The 19,324-nt window shown below is 74.6% G+C and carries 20 protein-coding genes; 9 read left to right on the top strand and 11 right to left on the bottom strand.

The window, feature by feature from the left end; translation table 11 throughout:
• Nucleotides 1-13: 13 nt before the first annotated feature.
• Nucleotides 14-988, top strand: a complete 975-nt coding sequence (locus tag ACLQ2U_RS29045) for a DUF5937 family protein (protein WP_425754090.1) — start codon at nt 14-16, stop codon at nt 986-988.
• A gap of 52 nt (nt 989-1,040) precedes the next feature.
• On the opposite strand, the gene ACLQ2U_RS29040 is transcribed toward ACLQ2U_RS29045, so the two are convergent.
• The 4 genes from ACLQ2U_RS29040 to ACLQ2U_RS29025 are packed head-to-tail and all read right to left on the bottom strand — an operon-like array spanning nt 1,041 to nt 5,473.
• Nucleotides 1,041-1,925: an ABC transporter substrate-binding protein gene (locus tag ACLQ2U_RS29040; protein WP_425754089.1), complete on the bottom strand. Its 885-nt coding sequence runs from the start codon at nt 1,923-1,925 to the stop codon at nt 1,041-1,043.
• A 52-nt stretch (nt 1,926-1,977) separates the two neighbouring features.
• On the bottom strand, nt 1,978-4,272 hold the full coding sequence (locus ACLQ2U_RS29035; RefSeq protein WP_425754088.1) for an FtsX-like permease family protein: 2,295 nt from the start codon (nt 4,270-4,272) through the stop codon (nt 1,978-1,980).
• Nucleotides 4,269-4,952 carry an ABC transporter ATP-binding protein gene (locus tag ACLQ2U_RS29030; protein ID WP_425754087.1) on the bottom strand — a complete coding sequence of 228 codons (684 nt, stop codon included), beginning with the start codon at nt 4,950-4,952 and terminating at the stop codon, nt 4,269-4,271. The genes ACLQ2U_RS29035 and ACLQ2U_RS29030 overlap by 4 nt, the downstream gene beginning before the upstream one ends.
• Nucleotides 4,949-5,473, bottom strand: coding sequence for a PadR family transcriptional regulator (locus ACLQ2U_RS29025; RefSeq protein WP_425754086.1), 525 nt, complete (start codon nt 5,471-5,473; stop codon nt 4,949-4,951). The genes ACLQ2U_RS29030 and ACLQ2U_RS29025 overlap by 4 nt, the downstream gene beginning before the upstream one ends.
• Before the next feature lie 547 nt (nt 5,474-6,020).
• Between ACLQ2U_RS29025 and ACLQ2U_RS29020 the strand changes: the two genes are divergently transcribed.
• Nucleotides 6,021-7,763, top strand: coding sequence for a M28 family peptidase (locus tag ACLQ2U_RS29020; protein ID WP_425754085.1), 1,743 nt, complete (start codon nt 6,021-6,023; stop codon nt 7,761-7,763).
• 145 nt (nt 7,764-7,908) lie between these two features.
• Nucleotides 7,909-8,325 carry a type II toxin-antitoxin system Phd/YefM family antitoxin gene (locus tag ACLQ2U_RS29015; RefSeq protein WP_425754084.1) on the top strand — a complete coding sequence of 139 codons (417 nt, stop codon included), beginning with the start codon at nt 7,909-7,911 and terminating at the stop codon, nt 8,323-8,325.
• A 35-nt stretch (nt 8,326-8,360) separates the two neighbouring features.
• Here ACLQ2U_RS29015 and ACLQ2U_RS29010 read toward each other — a convergent pair whose 3' ends face one another.
• Nucleotides 8,361-9,323: an anti-sigma factor RsbA family regulatory protein gene (locus ACLQ2U_RS29010; protein ID WP_425754083.1), complete on the bottom strand. Its 963-nt coding sequence runs from the start codon at nt 9,321-9,323 to the stop codon at nt 8,361-8,363.
• On the bottom strand, nt 9,320-10,138 hold the full coding sequence (locus ACLQ2U_RS29005; RefSeq protein WP_425754082.1) for an MEDS domain-containing protein: 819 nt from the start codon (nt 10,136-10,138) through the stop codon (nt 9,320-9,322). The genes ACLQ2U_RS29010 and ACLQ2U_RS29005 overlap by 4 nt, the downstream gene beginning before the upstream one ends.
• Nucleotides 10,139-10,242: 104 nt before the next feature.
• Here ACLQ2U_RS29005 and ACLQ2U_RS29000 point away from each other — a divergent pair, with 104 nt between their 5' ends.
• Entirely contained in the window at nt 10,243-10,695 is a 453-nt protein-coding gene (locus ACLQ2U_RS29000; RefSeq protein ID WP_425754081.1) for a hypothetical protein, read from the top strand.
• Complete coding sequence (locus ACLQ2U_RS28995; protein ID WP_425754080.1) at nt 10,689-11,132, top strand: alpha/beta hydrolase-fold protein; 444 nt, start codon at nt 10,689-10,691, stop codon at nt 11,130-11,132. Before ACLQ2U_RS29000 ends, ACLQ2U_RS28995 begins: the two co-directional genes overlap by 7 nt.
• Nucleotides 11,133-11,181: 49 nt before the next feature.
• Here the strand turns inward: ACLQ2U_RS28995 and ACLQ2U_RS28990 are convergent, their stop codons facing one another.
• From ACLQ2U_RS28990 to smpB, 3 genes are all read right to left on the bottom strand, one after another.
• Nucleotides 11,182-12,453: an MFS transporter gene (locus ACLQ2U_RS28990; RefSeq protein WP_425754079.1), complete on the bottom strand. Its 1,272-nt coding sequence runs from the start codon at nt 12,451-12,453 to the stop codon at nt 11,182-11,184.
• Nucleotides 12,450-13,025: an ArsR/SmtB family transcription factor gene (locus tag ACLQ2U_RS28985; protein ID WP_425754078.1), complete on the bottom strand. Its 576-nt coding sequence runs from the start codon at nt 13,023-13,025 to the stop codon at nt 12,450-12,452. Before ACLQ2U_RS28985 ends, ACLQ2U_RS28990 begins: the two co-directional genes overlap by 4 nt.
• Nucleotides 13,026-13,101: 76 nt before the next feature.
• Nucleotides 13,102-13,584: an SsrA-binding protein SmpB gene (smpB, locus tag ACLQ2U_RS28980; protein WP_425754077.1), complete on the bottom strand. Its 483-nt coding sequence runs from the start codon at nt 13,582-13,584 to the stop codon at nt 13,102-13,104.
• 129 nt (nt 13,585-13,713) lie between these two features.
• Here smpB and ACLQ2U_RS28975 point away from each other — a divergent pair, with 129 nt between their 5' ends.
• Nucleotides 13,714-14,250: a DinB family protein gene (locus ACLQ2U_RS28975; protein ID WP_425754076.1), complete on the top strand. Its 537-nt coding sequence runs from the start codon at nt 13,714-13,716 to the stop codon at nt 14,248-14,250.
• Nucleotides 14,251-14,266: 16 nt separating this feature from the next.
• On the opposite strand, the gene ACLQ2U_RS28970 is transcribed toward ACLQ2U_RS28975, so the two are convergent.
• Entirely contained in the window at nt 14,267-15,181 is a 915-nt protein-coding gene (locus tag ACLQ2U_RS28970) for a LysR family transcriptional regulator (RefSeq protein WP_425754075.1), read from the bottom strand.
• Nucleotides 15,182-15,251: 70 nt separating this feature from the next.
• Between ACLQ2U_RS28970 and ACLQ2U_RS28965 the strand changes: the two genes are divergently transcribed.
• The 3 genes from ACLQ2U_RS28965 (at nt 15,252) to htpG (ending at nt 18,890) form a co-directional block, all read left to right on the top strand.
• Nucleotides 15,252-16,190, top strand: a complete 939-nt coding sequence (locus ACLQ2U_RS28965; RefSeq protein WP_425754074.1) for a dihydrodipicolinate synthase family protein — start codon at nt 15,252-15,254, stop codon at nt 16,188-16,190.
• Nucleotides 16,191-16,252: 62 nt separating this feature from the next.
• Nucleotides 16,253-16,924 carry a class I SAM-dependent DNA methyltransferase gene (locus tag ACLQ2U_RS28960; RefSeq protein WP_425754073.1) on the top strand — a complete coding sequence of 224 codons (672 nt, stop codon included), beginning with the start codon at nt 16,253-16,255 and terminating at the stop codon, nt 16,922-16,924.
• Nucleotides 16,925-16,988: 64 nt separating this feature from the next.
• The gene (gene htpG / locus ACLQ2U_RS28955) at nt 16,989-18,890 is read left to right on the top strand and encodes a molecular chaperone HtpG (RefSeq protein WP_425754072.1); all 1,902 of its coding nucleotides are present in this window, start codon (nt 16,989-16,991) and stop codon (nt 18,888-18,890) included.
• Between the two features lie 47 nt (nt 18,891-18,937).
• Here the strand turns inward: htpG and ACLQ2U_RS28950 are convergent, their stop codons facing one another.
• Nucleotides 18,938-19,078, bottom strand: a complete 141-nt coding sequence (locus tag ACLQ2U_RS28950) for a peptidoglycan-binding domain-containing protein (protein WP_425754071.1) — start codon at nt 19,076-19,078, stop codon at nt 18,938-18,940.
• Nucleotides 19,079-19,324 lie beyond the last annotated feature (246 nt).

Here is a 19,324-nt window from a genome sequence, read left to right as displayed (position 1 = left end):
CGGGGGACGAGGGGTGCTGCACGCCGCGCTGTCGGTGGCGGACCTGGCCAACACCAGGTTCGCGGTGTCGCCGCTGTGGGAGGCGGTGGCCAGCGTGCGGGTGGTCAAGGAGCCGGGCCACTTCCCGGTCCACCTGCCCTGGGCGCGCCGGGTCGGAGCGGAGCTGGCCGCGCTGGACTGGGGACTCTTCGCCGACCTGGTGCCGGTGCCCACGGTGGTCATCCCGTCCTTCGTCTGCCCACCGCCGACCACCTCGCAGCCCACCCTCGACCTGGAGCTGGCCGCCCTCACCGCCACCCCGCCGGACGTGGTCCGCGCCTGCCTCGACCGGGACCCGGTGCCGCGGACGCCGCGGCTGGCCGCCCTGCACGCCGACCCCGAGGCGGGGCTGGTCCGGCTCGCCGGGCAGATCCGCGCCTATGCCGAGGTCGCGCTGGCCCCGTACTGGCCGCGGATGCGGACGCTGCTGGAGCGGGAGGTGCTGGTCGGGGCCCGCCGGATGGCCGACGACGGGGTGCACGGCCTGCTCAACCACCTCGACCGGTACGTCTCCTGGCACGACGGCACGTTGCGCGTCGACCACGTCACCACCTCCGGTTCGGTGCGGTTGGACGGTCGCGGGGTGCTGCTGGTGCCGTCGGTCTTCACCTGGCCGCGCCCGTTCTCCAACCTGATCGGGGGGTCCGGTCAGCCCACGCTGCGCTACCCGGCCGCGGCGGTGGCGACCCTGTGGGAGCGCGCCGCGACGCCGCCGGGGCAGGCGCTGAGCGGGGTGCTGGGGCGTACCCGGGCCACCCTGCTGCACGAGCTGGCCGTGCCGACCTCGACGACCGAGCTGGCCCGGCGCTGCGAGCTGGCCCCCGGGACGGTCTCGGCGCACCTCACCGCGTTGCGTGACGCCGGTCTGGTGAGCACCCACCGGGTCGGCCGCTTCCTGCTCTACGCCCGGACCACGTCGGCGGAGGCGCTCATCGCCGGCGCCGGCTGACAGCGGCGCTCCCGGCGGTCCGGCCGACGGGGCCGCGCCCGGTCCGGACGGCTCAGGCCACCCGGGCGACCGCGCCGGCCGGCGCGGCGGGCGCCGCGTCCGGGTGCAGCACGGCGGCGATCGCCTCGACGCCGTCGACCAGACGCGGACCCGGGCGGACGATCAGGGCGTCCGCGTCGACCGCCCAGACCGGCGTGCCGGGGAACCGCGGGGCGACGGTGGCGGCCTGTGCCACCGCGCCGTCGAGGCGGAAGCCGCAGGGGGTGACCAGCACGACGTCCGGGGCCGCGTCGCGCAGCTCGGACCAGGGCACCTGCACCGAGCGGGCGCCCGGCCGGGTGGCCACCGGCTCGCCGCCGGCGGCGCGGACCAGGTCGGGGATCCAGTGCCCGGCGGTGAACGGCGGGTCGGTCCACTCCACCACCGCCACCCGGGGCCGGGGACGGCCGGCGATCGCCGCCGCGACCGCCGCGAGCCGGTCCCGCAGCACGCCCACCAGGGCCCGGGCCCGATCCGGTACGCCTGCCGCCGCGCCCACCGCGAGGATGCTCTCCAGCACCTCGTCCAGGGTGTACGGGTCGAGCGAGAGCACGTCGGCGCGGCAGCCCAGGTGGTCCAGGGCGTCGGAGACGTGCCCCGAGGGCAGCGCGCAGACCCGGCACAGGTCCTGGGTGAGGATCAGCTCCGGGTCGAGGCCGGCGAGCGCGTCGGCGTGCAGGGTGTAGAGGTCGGCGCCGGCGGCGAGCTGCGCGCGGACGTGCGCGTCGATCTCGCCCGGCGTCATCCCCCGGGTGTCCGTGCCGCCGACCACGACGGTCTTTCCGGCCCGGCCGGCGGCCGGCACCTCACACTCGAAGGTCACCCCGACCAGGTCGTCGCCGAGGCCGAGGGCGTAGACGATCTCCGTGGCGGAGGGGAGCAGGGACACCAGGCGCATGACCCCATCCTGCCCGGGGCCGCCCCCGCCGCGGGGAGCGGCCCGGTCCCGGTCACTCGGTACGCAGCCCGTCCGGGCGGGTCAGCCGCCAGAGCACGGGCAGGCTCAACCCGGTGACCAGCAGCACCGTCGCCGCGCCGAGCGCGACCGAGAGCCCGACCACCGGCCAGGCGACGGTCACCGGTGCCTGCACCATCCGCAGCAGGGCGGCGCCGAATCCGAGGCCGAAGACGACCGCCAGGCCCAGCCCGACCAGCACCGGCACGGCGGTCTGCCAGAGCACCGACCAGCCGAGCGTGGCCCGTCGGGTGCCCACGGCCACCAGCATGGCCAGCAGCCGACGACGCTCGCGCAGCTGCTCCAGCGTGCCGACCAGCATGCTCACCCCGATCAGCAGGAGGGTGACCACCACGCCGATGTACAGCCCCCGGCGCACGTCGGTGAACCGCCCGTCCTCGATGGTGCCGGAGAGGACGCTGACGTGCGCCGTCGGGTCGGCGGCGGCGACCGCGTTGCGGACGTGCTCCACCGCGTCGGGGACCTCCGGGTCGAGCCGGAGGAAGGTGTCCGCGCGCAGCGGGCCGAACGTGGTCCCGGCGGCGGCGCCCGGGGTGAGCAGCACCCCGCCGTTCTCCCAGCCGGCGGGGTCCGGCCGGGACGGCACCGCCCGGGCGCCGGGGGGCACCCGCCACCGGGCCGTTCCGTCGACGGTCAGCCGGGTGCCCGGGGTGACGGTGACCGCGCCGCCGTCCGGGGAGGGGACCAGGAAGACGTCGCCGTCGGCGCACCGGTCGATCCGGGCGAACTCGGCCAGCACGGCGCAGTCGCCGATCCGCAGCTCGGTGGCGGCGCGATCCGTCCCGTCCAGGGCGGCCACCGTGACCAGGGTGCTGGTCACGCCGGTGACCCCGGTCGCCGCGCCGAGAAGACGGGCCGCCTCGGCCGCGTCCGGACGGGCGGCCAGCTGCACCTGCAGCTGCGCTCGGGAGGGGTCCTGGCCGGTGACGGTGGTGAAGTCGCGGGCCACCCCGGCGAAGAGCATCTGCAGGCCGATGGTGCCGGCCACCGCGACGGCGATGCCGTTGACCAGCCGGGCGGAGGTGGCGGTGTCCAGCTGCATCCGCCGGACCGCGAGCTGCCACGCCACCGGCCCGCCGCGCAGCCGGCGTACCAGCAGCTCGGTGACCCAGGGCAGCAGGGCGACCGTGCCGACGAGCAGCAGCACCGCGCCCGTCGGCACCTGCCACCGGGTGACGTCGGCGCCGCCGGAGCGGAGGCCGGTGAGCGGCAGCAGCAGGGCCGCTCCGGTGGCGGGCAGCAGCAGCCGCCACCAGAGCCGCCGGCGGACCGGTGTGCCGCGCCGGGTCACCCCGAGCGGCTCGACCACGACCGCGCGCAGCGCCACCATCGCCACCAGCACGGCGAGCGCCGGTACGGCGAGGGCGACGATCGCCACCAGGGGCAGCGGTGGGCGGACGTCCGCGGCGTACACGCTGATGTCCCAGAGGGTGACCAGCGGGACGAGTTGGCGGCCGGCGGCGAAGAGCAGCCCGCCGACCGCGACGCCGAGCAGCGCGCCGGTGGCCGCCTCGCCGGCGGCGATCCGCCGGACCATCGCCGCGTCCGCGCCGACCAGGCGCAGCGCGGCGAGCCGCCGGTCGCGGCGCTCGCCGCCGAAGCGGACCGCGGCGCCGAGGAACACGGCGATGGGCAGCAGGAGGACGACGAAGATGACCGACACCAGCAGCATCAGCACGGGGCCGAAGCCCTCGCCGGGCAGCCCGCCGCCGAAGGCGTCCAGCCGGGTCGCGCCCTGCTCCGTGCTCAGCCGGTCGCTGCCCAGGTAGAACGCCAGCTCACGGGGGCCGGAAAGCCCCTGGTCGGCGATCGTGCCGGTCACCCGCGCCCCGGTGAGCCGGGGGGCGAACAGCGCGCCGTCCGGGGAGTCGAGCAGGTCCCGCAGGGCGGGGGAGGCGACCACCTCGCCCGGCGCGGGCAGCGCGGTCAGCCCCGGCGGGACGGGCGCGTCAGGCCCCTCCGGGTGGACCAGCCGGCCGCGTACCGGACGGCCGCGGAACTCGGTGTCCACGGGGGACACCAGCAGCGTGTCGGCGGCCGCGGCGAGCTGCCCGCCCATGCGCAGGTCGTCGCGGGCGTCGCCGCGCGCCTGCCGGGCCTGCAGCGCCCCGGGCACGGACGCGGCGAGCAGCAGCAGCGCCACGCCGATGCCCACGCCCAGGGCGGTGAGCACCGCCCGGGTCCAGCCGTCCCGCCCGCCGGTGACCGCCATCCGGGCGCCCATCACCAGGTCGGCCGCCGCGCCGCGGCACCGCCGCAGCGGGCTCACGCGACCGGCTCCAGGTCGCGGGTGCGGCCGTCGCGCACCACGACCTCCCGATCCGAGTACGCGGCAACCCGCGCCTCGTGGGTCACCAGCACCACCGCGGCGCCGGTCTCCCGGGCGGCCTCGGTGAGCAGCCGCATCACCCGCTCGCCGTTGAGCGAGTCCAGCGCGCCGGTCGGCTCGTCGGCGAAGACCACCCGCGGTCGGGTGACCAGCGCCCGGGCCACCGCCACCCGCTGCCCCTGGCCGCCGGAGACCTCGCCGGGCCGCTTGCCGGCCACGTCGGCGACCTCCAGCCGGGTCAGCTGGTCGAGGGCGCGCCGTTCGGCCTCGCGGCGGCCGATGCGGGCCAGCCGCAGCGGCAGCGCGACGTTCTCCAGGCAGGTCAGCTCGGGCACCAGCTGGCCGAACTGGAACACGAACCCGAACGCCTCGCGGCGCAGCGCGCTGCGCTCGGCGTCGGAGAGCGTGGCCAGGTCCCGCCCGTCGAACCGGACCCGACCGCCGTCCGGGCGGACGATGCCGGCGAGGCAGTGCAGCAGGGTGGACTTGCCGGAGCCGGACGAGCCCATCACCGCGACGACCTCGCCCGGGTCGACGCGCAGGGAGGCGCCGGCCAGTGCCACGGTCTCGCCGAAGCGGCGGTGCAGGTCCTCGGCGACCAGCAGCGGGGTGGCGCTCATCGGCGCACCTGCGCGGCCAGCTCGTCGAGGCGCGCGGCGGTCAGCTCCAGCCAACGCAGGTCGGCCTCGAGGTGGAACAGGGCGTGGTCGCAGATCAGCTGCTCGGCGAGGTCGCCGTCGCGCTTGCGGCGGGTCAGCTCCCGCATCAGCCGCAGGTGCTCGGCGCGCTGCACGTCCAGCAGGTCGGCCGCGTCGCGTCCGGTGAGCAGGGCGAGGACGACCTTGGTGTAGAGGGTGCTCTGCAGGTACGGCTCGGGCTTCTCCGGAGTGGACAGCCACTGCCGTACGTCGGTGACGCCGGCGTCGGTGATCGCGTACCGCTTGCGGTCCGGTCCCTCGCCGGGCTCGACCGCCTCGACCTGGACGAGGCCGCCGCGCAGCAGCCGGGACAGGGTGGCGTAGACCTGGCCGTAGGCGAGGGGGCGGGCGTGGCCGAAGCGTTCGTCGTAGAAACGCTTGATGTCGTAGCCGTGCCGGGGGCTTGCTTCCAGCAGGCCGAGGAAGGTCTGACCGATGGACATGCCGGCGACTATACACAGCGTGTATACGCGTGGTGTGTACACGCGGAGGTTACCGCTGCCGGTGGTGTCGGTGGCCGGTGTCGTCGCCGGTCAGCGAGGGTCGGGTCGGGCCGGGAGGAGGCTGGCGGCGGTCGCGCCGTCCTCCTCGCGGTCCCGGACCGGCGCGCCAAGCCCCGACCGGGCGGCGACCGGTGCGCCGGGTCCGGTCTCCCGGGCGGCAGCCGGTGTGCCCGGTCGGGCCGATCGGGCGGGCTCCGGTGCGTCGGGTCGGGCCGGTCGGGCGGGGTCCGCCTCGGCGAGGGCGCGCAGGTCGTCGCGGACCCTCCGCGCGGCCGCCGGCGCCGACCGCGGGTGCGCCGGAGCGGGCGGGATTGTGACATCGCTCGGCCGGTTGACCGGAAGATTGATATATGTAAGTGTTTCATTGCCCGGTGTGACCGTCGCGGCCCCACCCCGGGTCGCGGGGGTCCCGCTCACCCCGATCAGACCTCCGTCACGGATCCGGTCACCCCCGGTCACGCCCCGTCGACCCCCACGAGGAGCTCGCATGAGACGCAGCACGCCGACCAAGGGCATCGCCCTCGCCGTGTTCACCGCGGTGACGATGACCCTGGCCGCGCAACCGGCCTCGGCCACCACGACGGCCCGGCCGGCGGCCGCCCCGGCCGTCGCACTCGCCGCACCGGACATCTCGGTGACCAACGTCCAGGCCCACCTGACCCAGCTCAACACCATCGCCACCAACAACGGCGGCACCCGGCGGGCCGGCTCGGCCGGTTACACCGCCTCGGTCAGCTACCTCAGGACCAAGCTTCAGGCCGCCGGCTACACGGTCACCGAGCAGTACTGCTCGAACTGCACGTACCCGTCGAACAACCTGATCGCCGAGTGGCCGAACGGCCCCGCCGACCAGGTCGTCATGTTCGGCGCCCACCTGGACAGCGTCTCCGCCGGCCCGGGGATCAACGACAACGGCTCCGGCTCGGCCACCCTGCTGGAGAACGCGCTGGTGTTGGCCCAGCAGAACCCGACCATGACCAAGCGGGTCCGGTTCGCCTGGTGGACCGACGAGGAGCAGGGGCTCAACGGCTCCGAGTTCTACGTCAACTCGCTCAGCGCCACCCAGAAGAGCTACATCAAGAGCTACCACAACTTCGACATGGTCGGCTCGCCCAACGGCGGCTACTTCATCAACCGCATCACCTCCACCACCGCGGCGCCGCTGAAGGCGTACTGGGACTCGCTGAGCCTCCAGCCGGAGGAGAACGTCGAGGGCCAGGGCCGCTCGGACGACTACTCGTTCCAGCAGGGCGGCATCCCGACCTCCGGGTACGCCGCCGGCGCCAGCGCCCGCAAGACCAGCACCCAGGCCGCCAAGTGGGGCGGCACCGCCGGCGCCGCGTACGACGGCTGTTACCACCGCTCCTGCGACACCACCAGCAACATCAACGCCACCGTGCTCAACCGCAGCGCCGACGGCGTCGCGTACGCCATCTGGCAGCTCGCGGTGGGCACCGGCACCCCGACCAACGACTTCTCGGTGTCGGTGAGCCCGACCTCCGGCAGCGTCGCCCGGGGCGCGTCCACCACCGCCGCGGTCAGCACCGCCACCACCAGCGGCAGCGCGCAGACGGTGGCGCTGAGCGCCTCCGGCGCGCCCAGTGGCGTGACGGTGTCGTTCAGCCCGTCCTCGGTCACCTCGGGCGGCTCCGCCACCATGACCGTCAGCGCCTCGTCGACCACCACCACCGGCACCTTCACCATCACGGTCACCGGCACCGGGTCGGTCACCCGCACCGCCACCTACAGCCTCACCGTGACCGGCACCGGCGGCTGCTCCGGCGGCCAGGTGATCGGCAACAGCAGCTTCGAGTCCGGCAGCACGCCGTGGACCGCCACCTCGGGCGTGATCACCAACTCGACCAGCCAGCCGGCCCGGACCGGCTCGTACAAGGCGTGGCTGGACGGGTACGGCAGCACCCACACCGACACGCTCTCCCAGCCGGTGACCGTGCCGGCCGGCTGCTCGACCTACACCCTTGCCTTCCACCTGCACATCGACACCGCGGAGACCACCACCGGCACGGCGTACGACAAGCTGACCGTCCAGGTCGGCACCACCACCCTGGCGACGTACTCGAACCTCAACGCCGCCAGCGGCTACCTGCCGCGCTCGTTCAACGTCGGCGCGTACGCCGGCCAGACCGTCACCCTCAAGTTCACCGGCACCGAGGACTCGTCCCTGCAGACCAGCTTCGTCCTCGACGACGTGACCCTGCAGGCGAGCTGACCGGCCGGGGCGGGGTGGGCCGCCGCCCACCCCGCCCCCACGGTGGGCGCGGCCGTCGACGCTTCCATCGCGGTGGCCGGTCCCGTCGGCGGTGGACGACAGCGTCACGGCGGTAAATGTCGTACCCGGACCGCAGCATGGCGTCATGGCTGCCCCCGCGCTGACCCACCACAGTGGTCGACCCCGTTCCGTGCCGCTGCGCGAGCTGCGCACCCGGCTGACCCAACTGATCGCGATGGCCGAGCTGACCGACACGGTCACCCTGGTCACCCGCGACGGCGATCCCCGTCCGGTCGCCGCGATCGTGCCAGCCGCCGCCGCCGCCCGCACCGCCGCGCAGGCACGCGCCGACGGCGAGCGGCTCGCCGCCGTCACCGCCGGGTGGGCCCGCCGTCTGGAGGAGGCGCATCGGCAGGGTGCCCGCCGGCACGCCGCCGAGCTGCGCGCGGTCACCGCCGCCCTCGCCGAGGCCTGGGCCGAGCTGGACCGGCGGGTGCCGCCGGGCAGCGACCGGGCGGTCGACCGGCTGCGCGCCGTCCACGCGGACCTGCTGCGCGACTGACCCGCCGTGGCGCAGGCCGGGTCGGCCGCCGCGGGTCAGAGCGCGAAGTGTGGGTTGCCGGCGGTCAGCCGCAGGGTGAAGGCGTCAGCTCCCCGATGCATCGCGACGTGGTTGCAGGACTGGTGGGTGATCCACAACCCGAGACCGCCAGCGGCCGCGCCCCGTGCGGGGAGCAGGCCGGCGTACGGGTCGCTCGGCCCGCCACCACCGTCCTCGACCGTCACCACGATCCGGTCCTCGCCGGTCCAGAGCCGCAATCGCACCGGCGGCAGCCCGTGCCGCAGCGCGTTGGTCACCACCTCGCTCACGGCTACGGCCAGGTCGTCCACGTCGTCGACCTTCAGTCGGCCACGACCGGCCTCGTGCACCGCCTCGCGGGCCTGCGCCGGTGTCGGGTCGTCCAGCTCGACGGCCGGGGCGGTCGCCTGCAACGGGTCCGGCACCATCGGCCGGTTCTCCCGCAGGTACGCCTCGGGCGCGGTGTAGACCTCGTTCGGCACGTGCCGCCCGTCCGGCATGGCCGTACGCGGGTGGGTGCGGGCCACGTCCGCCAGCATCGCGGCCGGGGTGGTCCGGGTGTCGTACGCGCACATGCTCCAGAGCGGGTAGTCGTCGTACGCGTGGTTTATCGCCGACTCGTAGCGGGCCCACCAGTCCCAGGTGGGGCCGAACGCGGACGGTGGCAGCTCACCGATGATCCGGATCTGCCCCGCCCCGGCGGCCACGTGGTCGGCCAGCAGCCGCCGGTACGACCTGATCGCCGCCGTCGGCCGGGCGTACACGTCGCCCCCACCGACGAACGACACCCCGGAGTCGGGGCCCAGTGCCGAGCGCACGAGCGCGGTGTTGCGCTCGCCGAAGGCCACCAGCGTCGGTTCGCCGGCGGACACCCCGCCGCGCAGGAAGGGCAGCACGACCGCGAGGAGTTCCTCGTCGGAGCCGTAGCAGACGGCCTCGTGGTAGTACCCGTGGTGCCCGGCGGCCGCGCCGGTCCTCACAAGGCCACCTCCACCCGGATCCGCGACAGCCCCAGCAGCTCGACCAGCCGGGCGGCGGGCGCCAGCGCGGTGCGCAGGACCACGGTCCCGCCGCGACGCTCGGCGTGCCGGTGCAGGTGCACCAGGTTCCGATAGTCGATGAACCGCAGCTCGTCGGCGCGTACCACCAGCTCACCGGTCCCGTCGCCGGCGTCGGCGTGGGTCAGCGCGGTGGCGAAGGTGTCGTGGTTGGACGTGTCCAGCTCGCCGGTGAGGACCAGGTCGTCGTGCCCGGCGTACAGGTGGAACAGGGTGGCGCCCGGGTCGGACGCCGGGTGCAGGCAGGCCAGCTCCTCGATCGCCCGGTCGTCCAGCACCCGCCGGTCGTACCCGCAGGCGGCGGACATCGGCCGGACGCGCATGAACCGGTCGACCAGGTGTTCGTAGCGTGTGAAGGCGTCGCGCTGCTCGGCGGTGACCACCAGCGTCGTCGCGTCGGCGGCCACCCGCAGGCCGGTGTGGCCGTCGGCGAGGGCCGCGTCGGTCAGCGCGGCGTAGGTGGCGACCTGGGTGGCCGGGTCGACGACGTACTCCTCGCCGTAGGTGCCGGGCACCGACACCACCTCCGCCGCGCCGGCGCGCAGCGCCTCGCGCAGCCGCGGGACGGCCCGCCACCGTGCGACGGCGACGTCCTCCGGCTCGGCGGTGACGTAGAGGACCCGCTCGCCGGCGTCGAGGCCGGCGAGGAGGAACCGCTGTGCCCGGGCGTCGAAGACGGCCAGGTCGTCGAAGGTCCAGCAGACGTGACCCGGTGGCACGGATGATCCGCTGGTCACGCTGTCAGCCTCATGCCGCGAGTCTATGCCGGACCGGGCGGAACAGCCCGCCCGGCCCCGCCCGGCGCGGGACCGCGCGCCGGACCGGCGTCTACCGTGACCGGGTGCCGATCACCCGACGCCGCGCGCTCACCTGGATGGGTGCCGCGCTCGGCGCCGCCGCCGGCGGCGTCGCCCTGGTCGACGCGCGCGTGCTGCCCGGCAGGTCCGTGCTGAACCAGGCGCTCGGCCGGTGCGCGGCCGAGGCTCCGCCCGACGGCCTGCGGGCCGCGCCCGGACCGCGGATCGGCGGCACCTTCCGCTCCGCGGCGCGACGCCGGGAGGTCTCCTTCGCGCTGTCCTACCCGCCGGGGTACACGCCCGGCGCCCGGCTACCGGTCTGCCTCGCCCTGCACGGGTACGCCAGCGACGCGGCGGCAGCGGTGGGCAACGGCGACTATCCGGCGTTCATCGCCGGCGCGGTCCGTGCCGGCGCCGCCCGTTCGCGCTGGCCGCCGTGGACGGCGGCGACGGGTACTGGCACCCGCACCCGGACGACGACCCGTTGGCGATGCTGACCGGAGAGTTCCTGCCGCTGCTGGCGTCGCGGGGGCTGCGCACCGAGCGGGTCGCGGTGGCCGGCTGGTCGATGGGCGGCTACGGCGCGCTGCTCTGCGCGCTGATCCGTCCCGAGCTGTTCCGGGCCGTGGTCGCCACCTCGCCGGCGATCTTCCACTCCTACGCCGACGCCCGCGCGGTCAACCCCGGCGCGTACGACTCGCCGGGGGAGTGGGACCGCTACGACGTGGTGGCCCGCGCGCGGGAGTTCGCCGGGCTGCCGCTGCGGGTGGCGATCGGCGCGGACGACCCGTTCACCCCGGCGGTGCGCGCATGGCGGGACCGGTTGCCCGACCCGGGCGTGGTGCGCATCTCCACCGGCTGCCACGACGGGCGGTTCTGGGTCTCGATCGCGCCGGAGCAGGTGCGCGCGATCAGCGCCGCGCTGGCCGCCTGACCGCTCCGGCCGCCAGTGCCCGGCCCGCACGCCCGGCGCGGGCGGGTGCTCAGGTCGGGGCGCTGGCCAGGTCCGGACGCTTGTCCCGCTCGGTCTCCGGCCGGCCCATCCGCCGCCACGGGCCGCCGAGCAGCGGGGTCAGCACCACAAGCAGGTAGCAGGTGCCGACGGTGAGCAGGGTGGCGGTGGTGCCGAACCGGTCCGCGGCCAGGCCGGCGCCGAGCGCGCCGAGCGGCATGGCGGCCCAGGCGCCGGCGCCGACGACCCCGTAGACCCGGGCCCGCATGTGCGCGGGCACCCGCTCCAGCTTGACCGCCCCGATAAGCGGGTTGATCGCCCCGGCGGCAAATCCGGCCACCGCGAAGACCGCGACCACCACGGGCAGCGGTGGGGCGGCGGCCAGCGCCCAGAACGGCGGGCCGCCGGCGATCGCGAAGGCGGTGACGAAGGTGGCGCGGCGGGGCAGCCGGTGACCGATCGCGCTGAACAGCAGCGAGCCGACCAGAGCGCCGCCGCCCATCGCCCCGACCAGCAGACCGAACGCGGTGGGGCCGCCGAGTTCCCGTTCGGCGACGATCGGCAGCAGCACGCTGGACTTGGTCGCGTCGAAGAGGTTCGTCACCAGGATCAGCAGCACCACCGCGCGCAGCAGCGGTTCGCGGACCAGGAAGCGCAGGCCGGCGGCGAAGTCCCGCCAGTAGCCGCGGGATTCCGCGCCGGCCGCCTCGGCGGGTCGCATGTTGCGGGGCACCAGCAGCGCGACGGCCAGCGCCGAGACCGCGAAGGTCGCCGCATCGACCGCCAGCACGGGCAGCGCGCCGATCGCGGCGACCAGCAGGCCGGCGACGGGCGCGCCGATCAGGCGGGCGCCGCGTTCGGTGGCCTCGAACCAGCCGATCGCCCGCTCGATGGGCAGCCCGGCGGCGGTCGCCGCCTCCGGCAGCAGTGCGGTCCGCGCGGTCTGCCCGGGCGTGTCCAGCAGTCCGCTGGCGAAGACCAGGGCGAGCAGCCCCCAGAACGGCAGCCCGACGGTGGCGTCGAGCAGCGGTACGGCGGCCACCGTCGCGCAGGAGACCAGGTCGGCCAGGACGCTGGCCCGCCGGTAGCCGATCCGGTCGACGAGCACGCCACCGAAGGCGCCGCCCAGCACGACGGGGGCGGTGGCGAACGCCCCGGTCAGGCCGGTGGCCGTCGGTGAGCCGGTCTCGGCCAGCACGTAGAGGGGCAGCGCGATCAACGTGAGCATATTGCCGGTGAGCGAGACCGTGTGGCCGGTGAGCAGGCCGAACAGGGGTGCCCACCGACGCGGCGCGGCGTTCACTGCGGCCCCCGGTACGCCTGCCAGATCAGCGTGACGGTGCGGGCGTCGGGCCGGTCGGGGTTGCCGCGTGCCCGCCAGCGGGCGCCCAGCTCCATGAGTTCGGTGCGCAGCTCCATCAGCTCGTCCGGGGTGAGGTGCATGATCTGGTCGCTGCTCGTGGTGCCGCGCACCCACTCGGGGTCGAGGGTGGCCTCGGACTCCAGATAGTTCTGGAACCGCTCCACGTACCGCTGGAAGGCGGCGCGGCGCAGCAGGTCGGAGGCGAGCTTGCGTTCCGGGTCGGCCAGCATCTCGACCGGCTCCCAGTTGGTGCGGGAGTGCGCCGCCCGCCACCACCGCTCGCGGCGGTTGCGCGCGTGTTCGGGGGCCTCCGTCACGAAGCCGTGCTCGGCGAGCTTGCCCAGGTGGTAGCTGACCGAGCCGACCGCCTCGCCGACGATCTCGCTGAGCATCCCGACGCTCTGCGGGCCACGCACCCGCAGCTCGCCGAGGAGGCGCAGCCGGGTGGGGTGGGCCAGGGCGCGCATGGCGCGCGGGTCGGTCAGGTGCAGGGTCGACTCGTCCTCCGGCATGCCGTCAGGCTAGACCCACAAGACATGATGTACAAGAAGTCTTGTTGAACGGTGGCGCGGCGCGGGGCGGTGCTGATCAGGCGGGGCGGCGGCCCTTGAGTCGGCGGCCCAGCTCGCGGGCGATCTCCCGGTTGGCGTCCCGCTCGGCGAGCGCCTGGCGCTTGTCGTACGACTTCCTGCCCCGGGCCAGGCCGATCTCGACCTTGGCCCAGCCGTTGCTGAAGTACATCGACAGGGGGACCAGGGTGATCCCGCCGTCGCGCAGCTTCTCCAGGATCCGGGCGATCTCCACCCGGTGCAGCAGCAGCTTGCGGGTCCGCCGGGGCTGGTGGTTGGTCCAGGTGCCGTAGCCGTACTCGGCGATGTGCAGGCCGTACAGCATGATCTCGCCGTCGCGCTCCTGGGCGAACGCGTCGACCAGCGAGACCCGACCCTCGCGCAGCGACTTGACCTCGGTGCCGGCCAGCACGATCCCCGCCTCGTACGTCTTGAGGATCGTGTAGTCGTGGCGGGCCTTCTTGTTGGAGGCGACGAGCTTGCGCTCCGTGTCCCTGGACACGACGACCTCCCGACACCCCGTACGCCCTGCTGCCGACGCCACCCTATCGGGCGGCCGGCCGTGCCTCAGCGCCGATGGTCCGGGTGCGTCACGGCGTCCCTCCTCCGACGCGGATGGCAGACTCCTCCCATGCCGCAGCCGCCCGCCATCCCGCCCGAGACGGCCGACTGGACCTTCGTCATCGACGAGGGGTGCGCGGAGTGGTTCTCCCCGCAGGACGTGGCGACCACCGGCGACCGTCTCCGCGCCACCGTCCCGATCTGGCGCGACGCGCTCTCCCGGGCCGACGCCGCCGAGCGTCCGGAGCCCACCGTGTGGTCCCCGGTCGAGTACGCCTGCCACGTCCGGGACACCTGCCGCATCTTCCGCGGGCGGCTGGAGCTGATGCTCGGGCAGGACGACCCGATGTTCCCGAACTGGGACCAGGACGCGACCGCCGTCGAGGAGGACTACTTCCACCAGGCGCCGGCGGAGGTGGCCGATCAGTTGGCCGCCGAGGCCGGGGCGACCGCGGCGGCCTTCGACGCCGTGCGGGTGGACCAGTGGGACCGGCCGGGCCGGCGCAGCAACGGCTCGGTCTTCACGGTACGGACCTTCGCGGTTTACTTCCTGCACGACATCGCGCACCACGTGCACGACGTCCGCCGTCCCGGGGTCGCGCGGTAGCGGGGGCGGGGAGCGGTCATCCCGCCGCGGCCCAGGTGTCGACGACGGCCTCGGTGGAGGCCCGGATCGCCGCGACGCAGGCGGCGACGGCCGGATGGTCGCCGGCACCCCGGCGGTACGCCAGCCGGGTCCGCCGCCGGATCGGCAGCGGGACGAGTCGCACCCCGGCCGGTGGCCGCGACACGGCCAGCCGCGGGATCAGGGCCACCCCCTGCCCGGCGCCGACCAGGGCGAGCATGGCGGTGAAGTCGTCGGCGTGGTGCCGCACCCTGGGCGTGAAGCCGGCCAGCTGGCAGGCGTGCGCCACCACGGTGTGGCAGAGCGTCCCCGGGCTGCCCACGATCCAGTCGGTGTCCCGGACGCTGCGGATCGGTTCACCGTGCGGGTCGACGTCGACGTCGGCGGGCAGGGCGAGGAACACCGGCTCCTCGAGCAGGGGCGTGGAGTCCAGCGCCGGGTCGGGTGCGACGGGCGCGACGTCGTAGTCGTGCCAGAGGGTCACATCGAGCCGCCGGTCGCGCAGCGCGTCGGGCATGGCGACCGGGTCCAGTTCGGTGACCATCAGGTCGAGCGCGGGGTGGTCCCGGGCGAGCGTCACCAGGGCCGCCGGCAGCAGGGTGGGGACGGCGGTCGGGTAGGCGCCGATGCGTACCGTCCCGGACAGCCCGGTCCGGGCGGCGGCGAGGGTGGCCTCGGCCGCCTCGAGGGCGGCGAGGACGACTTCGGTGTGCCGGACCAGCGCGGCGGCGGTCGGGGTGAGGCTCACCCGCCGGCCGTCGCGCTCCAGCAGCCGGACGCCCGCCTCCCGCCGGAGGGCGGCCAACTGCTGGGAGACGGCGGAGGGCGTGTAGGTGTGCGCCTCGGCGACCGCGGCGATGGTTCCCAGCCGGGCCAGGTCGCGCAGCAGGCGCAGGCGGCGGACATCGAGCATAAGCTCAGCTTACGATTTCGTTGAGGAACGCGAACTGGTCCTACCCGGTCATCGGGCGCAGGCTGGGGTCATGACGCTGAGCGGTCTGCACGTCCCGCTGATCACGCCCTTCGACGACTCCGGGGCGGTCGCCGCGGACGCCCTGGAGGCGCTCGCCCACCGGACGCTGGACGACGGGGCCGCCGGCCTCGTCGCCCTCGGCACCACCGGCGAGCCGTCCGCGCTCGACGACGCGGAGCGCCGGCGGGTGGTCGACGTCGTCGCCGGGGTGTGCCGGCAGCGGTCGGCCCGACTGCTGGTGGGCGCCGACACCGTCGCCGCGCTGCGCGCCCTCGGCGACCGCCCGGAGGTGACGGCCGCCCTCTGCCTGGTGCCGCCGTTCGTCCGGCCGGGTGAGGAGGGCGTGCTCGCCCACTTCGCCCACCTGGCCCGGGTCAGCCCGGTGCCGCTGGTCGCGTACCACGTCCCCTACCGGACCGGGCAGTCGCTGTCGGCCGACGCGCTGCGCCGGCTGGCCGCGATCCCCGGGGTCGTCGGCGTCAAGTACGCGGTGGGCGGCATCGACGGGGACGTGGTCGCATTCCTCGCCGACCCGCCGGCCGGCTTCGCGGTGCTCGGCGGCGACGACGTGTTCCTCTCACCGCTGCTCGCCCTGGGCGCCCACGGCGGCATCCTGTCGTCGGCGCACCTCGCCACCGACCGGTTCGCCGAGCTCATCATGCTCTGGCGCGGCGGGCAGACCGTCCCGGCCCGGCAGCTCGGGCACCGGCTGGCGACCCTGTCGGCGGCGTTGTTCGCCGGACCCAACCCCACGGTGGTCAAGGCGGTGCTGCACGCGCGGGGCCGGATCCCGACCCCGGCGGTACGGCTGCCGCTGCTGCCCGCCGGGCCGGACGCCACCCGGGCGGCGCTGCGCCGGCTGGACGACCTGGACGGGGTCGGCACGTCGGTGGGTGGCACCGGGCGGGTGGGGTCCGACGGCGACGCCGGCGGACCTCGCGAAAGGTGAACGGGTGCAGGGGTCGTGGGATCCACTGTGGCCGGATACCCCGCCCGGTAGGGTTCCCGTCCATGATCGAAGCCGACTTCCTCACCACCACCCGCGCCTCGTACGACACCATGGCCGCCGAGTACACGAGGCGGCTGCGGGACGAACTGTCCACCCGCCCGTGGGACCGGGCGGTGCTGGCCGGCTTCGCCGAGGTGGTCCGGACCGGTGGCGGCGGTCCGGTGCTCGACGTCGGCTGCGGCCCCGGCCGGATCACCGGCCACCTGCGCGACCTGGGCCTGGACGTCGCCGGCCTGGACCTCTCGCCGGGCATGGTGGCGCAGGCCCGCCAGGCCCATCCCGACCTGCGGTTCATCGAGGGGTCGATGCTCGACCTCGACGTGCCCGACGGCACGCTCGCCGGCCTGGTCGCCTGGTACTCGGTGATCCACGTCCCGGACGACCGGCTGCCCCGGGTGTTCGCCGAGTTCCACCGGGTCCTCGCCCCGGGCGGGCACGTGCTGCTGGCCTTCCAGGAGGGCGACGAGGCGGCGCACCGTACCGACGCCTGGGGTGAACCGGTCTCGCTCGTCTTCCACCGTCGTCGCCCGGATCGGGTGGCCGACCTGTTGCACGAGGCCGGGCTGGTGGTCCAGGCCCGGATGTGGCGCGGCCCGGAGACGCTCTGTGGTCGCCCCGAGCCCACCCCGCAGGCGTACCTGGTGGCTCGCCGGCCGGCCGACGACCGGGCGTGACCGGGCGGCCACGGGGACTCGTATCCTGTCCGCGGACCTGAGACGTAGGCACGAGGAGGTTGGTGTGAGCGGTCGGACCGAGACCTTGGAGTTCCAGGCGGAGACCCGTCAGCTGCTGCAGCTGATGGTGCACTCCATCTACTCGCACAAGGACGTCTTCCTCCGCGAGCTGATCTCCAACGCCTCCGACGCGCTGGACAAGCTACGGCTGGAATCGCTGGTCGACAAGGAGCTCGACGTCGACACCTCCGACCTGCACATCGAGATCGACGTCGACCCGGCGGCGCGGACGCTGACCGTGCGCGACAACGGCATCGGCATGTCCCGCGAGGACGTCGTGTCGCTGATCGGCACCATCGCCCGCTCCGGCACCGCCGAGCTGCTGCGCCGGCTCAAGGAGTCCAGGGAGGCCGCCAGCCAGGACCTGATCGGCCAGTTCGGCGTCGGCTTCTACTCGACCTTCATGGTCGCCGACCGGGTCACCCTGCTGACCCGCCGCGCCGGGCAGGCCGAGGGCACCCGATGGGAGTCCACCGGCGAGGGCACGTACGTCGTCGAGAGGGTCGACGACGCCCCGCAGGGCACCGCGGTCACCGTGCACCTCAAGCCGGCCGACGACGAGGACAACCTCTTCGACTACACCGACCGGGCCAAGATCCGCGAGGTCGTCAAGCGGTACTCCGACTTCATCGCCTGGCCGATCCGGACGACGGTGCCCGGCGCCGACGGGGCCGAGCCCACGGTCGAGACGCTCAACTCGATGAAGGCGCTCTGGGCCCGCCCGCGCGACGAGGTGGCCGAGGAGGAGTACCACGACTTCTACCGGCACGTCAGCCACGACTGGACCGACCCGCTGGAGACCATCCACATGCGCGGCGAGGGCGTCTTCGAGTACGAGGCGCTGCTCTTCATCCCCTCGCACGCGCCCTTCGACCTGTTCATGGCCGACGGCCGGCGCGGCGTCCAGCTGTACGTCAAGCGGGTGTTCGTGATGGACGACTGCGCCGCGCTCATGCCGAACTACCTGCGCTTCGTCAAGGGTGTGGTGGACGCGCACGACCTGTCACTGAACATCTCCCGGGAGATCCTCCAGCAGGACCGGCAGATCCAGATCGTCCGCCGCCGGCTGGTCCGCAAGGTGCTCTCCACCGTCAAGGAGATGCGCACCGCGCACGGCGAGCGCTACCGGACCTTCTGGTCCGAGTTCGGCCGGGCGGTCAAGGAAGGGCTGATCGAGGACCCGGACAACCAGGACGCGATCCTCGACATCGTCTCCGTCGCCTCCACCCACGACGCCGCCGAGCCGACCAGCCTGCGCGACTACGTCGACCGGATGAAGGACGGGCAGGCCGAGATCTACTACGCCACCGGCGAGACCCGGGCGACGCTCGAGAACTCGCCACACCTGGAGGCGTTCCGGGCCAAGGGCTACGAGGTGCTGCTGCTCACCGACCCGGTCGACGAGGTGTGGGTGGAGCGGGTCGCCCAGTTCGACGGCCGTCCGCTGCGCTCGATCGCCAAGGGCCAGGTCGACCTCGACACGGAGCAGGAGCGCACCGACGCCGAGGCCGAGCGGGAGAAGCGGGCCCAGGAGTACGCCGCCCTGCTGGCCTTCCTCGGCGATGCGCTCTCCGACAGCGTCAAGGAGGTCCGCCTCTCCTCCCGGCTGACCACCTCCCCGGCCTGCGTCGTCGGCGACGCGCACGACATCACGCCGACGCTGGAGAAGATGTACCGCGCGATGGGCCAGGAGCTGCCCCCGGTCAAGCGGATCCTGGAGCTCAATCCGACCCACCCGCTGGTCACCGGCCTGCGCGCCGCGCACGAGCGGGGCGACGACGCGCCGGCACTGACCGAGACCGCCGAGCTGCTGTACGGCATGGCGCTGCTCGCCGAGGGAGGTGACCTGGCCGACCCGGCCCGGTTCGCCCGGCTTCTCGCCGACCGGCTGGCCCGGACCATCTGACCAGCGCGGCCCCGACCGGGTGCGTCCCACTCGGTCGGGGCCGCTGCTCAGAAGGTGGCCCGGCCGCCCATCGCGGCCCAGGTGGCGCGGCCGACCACGCCGTCGACGGCGAGCCCGCGCATGTCCTGGTACCAGCGGACGCCGGCCTCTGTGGTCGCGCCCCACCGTCCGCTCGCCGGGCCGCACACACCCTGGTCCTCGTCGTCATCGAAACCGCGGGCCGCGCTCCCAGGAGACTCGGGGGCAGGCAGCTCTGCTGCGCGGCAGCGATCACCCCAACCTCGGGGGGGCGACCAGCCCTGTCGGCGATCGTCCCGGCTCGGCCAGGCCAGGGGCTTTGGCAGAGGCTCCCGGCGCCTGGACCATCGGCCGTACTTCGTGCCCAGCTGGTGAGGACCGCTTGGCACTCCCAGCGATCTCCTTGTCTCATGTTC

It is taken from the genome of Micromonospora sp. DT47 (assembly GCF_049844475.1).
GTDB lineage: Bacteria > Actinomycetota > Actinomycetes > Mycobacteriales > Micromonosporaceae > Micromonospora.
Note: the sequence above shows the minus strand (reverse complement) of the source record. Positions and strands in the feature narration are given on the sequence as shown.

Bases quoted from the DNA above. Each gene is read 5' to 3' on its own strand.
- ACLQ2U_RS28995 (WP_425754080.1), top strand. From the start codon at position 10,689: ATGCTGACCGGAGAGTTCCTGCCGCTGCTGGCGTCGCGGGGGCTGCGC.
- ACLQ2U_RS28970 (WP_425754075.1), bottom strand. From the start codon at position 15,181: ATGCTCGATGTCCGCCGCCTGCGCCTGCTGCGCGACCTGGCCCGGCTG.
- ACLQ2U_RS28965 (WP_425754074.1), top strand. From the start codon at position 15,252: ATGACGCTGAGCGGTCTGCACGTCCCGCTGATCACGCCCTTCGACGAC.
- ACLQ2U_RS29040 (WP_425754089.1), bottom strand. From the start codon at position 1,925: ATGCGCCTGGTGTCCCTGCTCCCCTCCGCCACGGAGATCGTCTACGCC.
- ACLQ2U_RS29020 (WP_425754085.1), top strand. From the start codon at position 6,021: ATGAGACGCAGCACGCCGACCAAGGGCATCGCCCTCGCCGTGTTCACC.
- ACLQ2U_RS28985 (WP_425754078.1), bottom strand. From the start codon at position 13,025: ATGCCGGAGGACGAGTCGACCCTGCACCTGACCGACCCGCGCGCCATG.
- ACLQ2U_RS29030 (WP_425754087.1), bottom strand. From the start codon at position 4,952: ATGAGCGCCACCCCGCTGCTGGTCGCCGAGGACCTGCACCGCCGCTTC.
- ACLQ2U_RS29025 (WP_425754086.1), bottom strand. From the start codon at position 5,473: ATGTCCATCGGTCAGACCTTCCTCGGCCTGCTGGAAGCAAGCCCCCGG.
- ACLQ2U_RS29015 (WP_425754084.1), top strand. From the start codon at position 7,909: ATGGCTGCCCCCGCGCTGACCCACCACAGTGGTCGACCCCGTTCCGTG.
- ACLQ2U_RS28960 (WP_425754073.1), top strand. From the start codon at position 16,253: ATGATCGAAGCCGACTTCCTCACCACCACCCGCGCCTCGTACGACACC.
- ACLQ2U_RS28975 (WP_425754076.1), top strand. From the start codon at position 13,714: ATGCCGCAGCCGCCCGCCATCCCGCCCGAGACGGCCGACTGGACCTTC.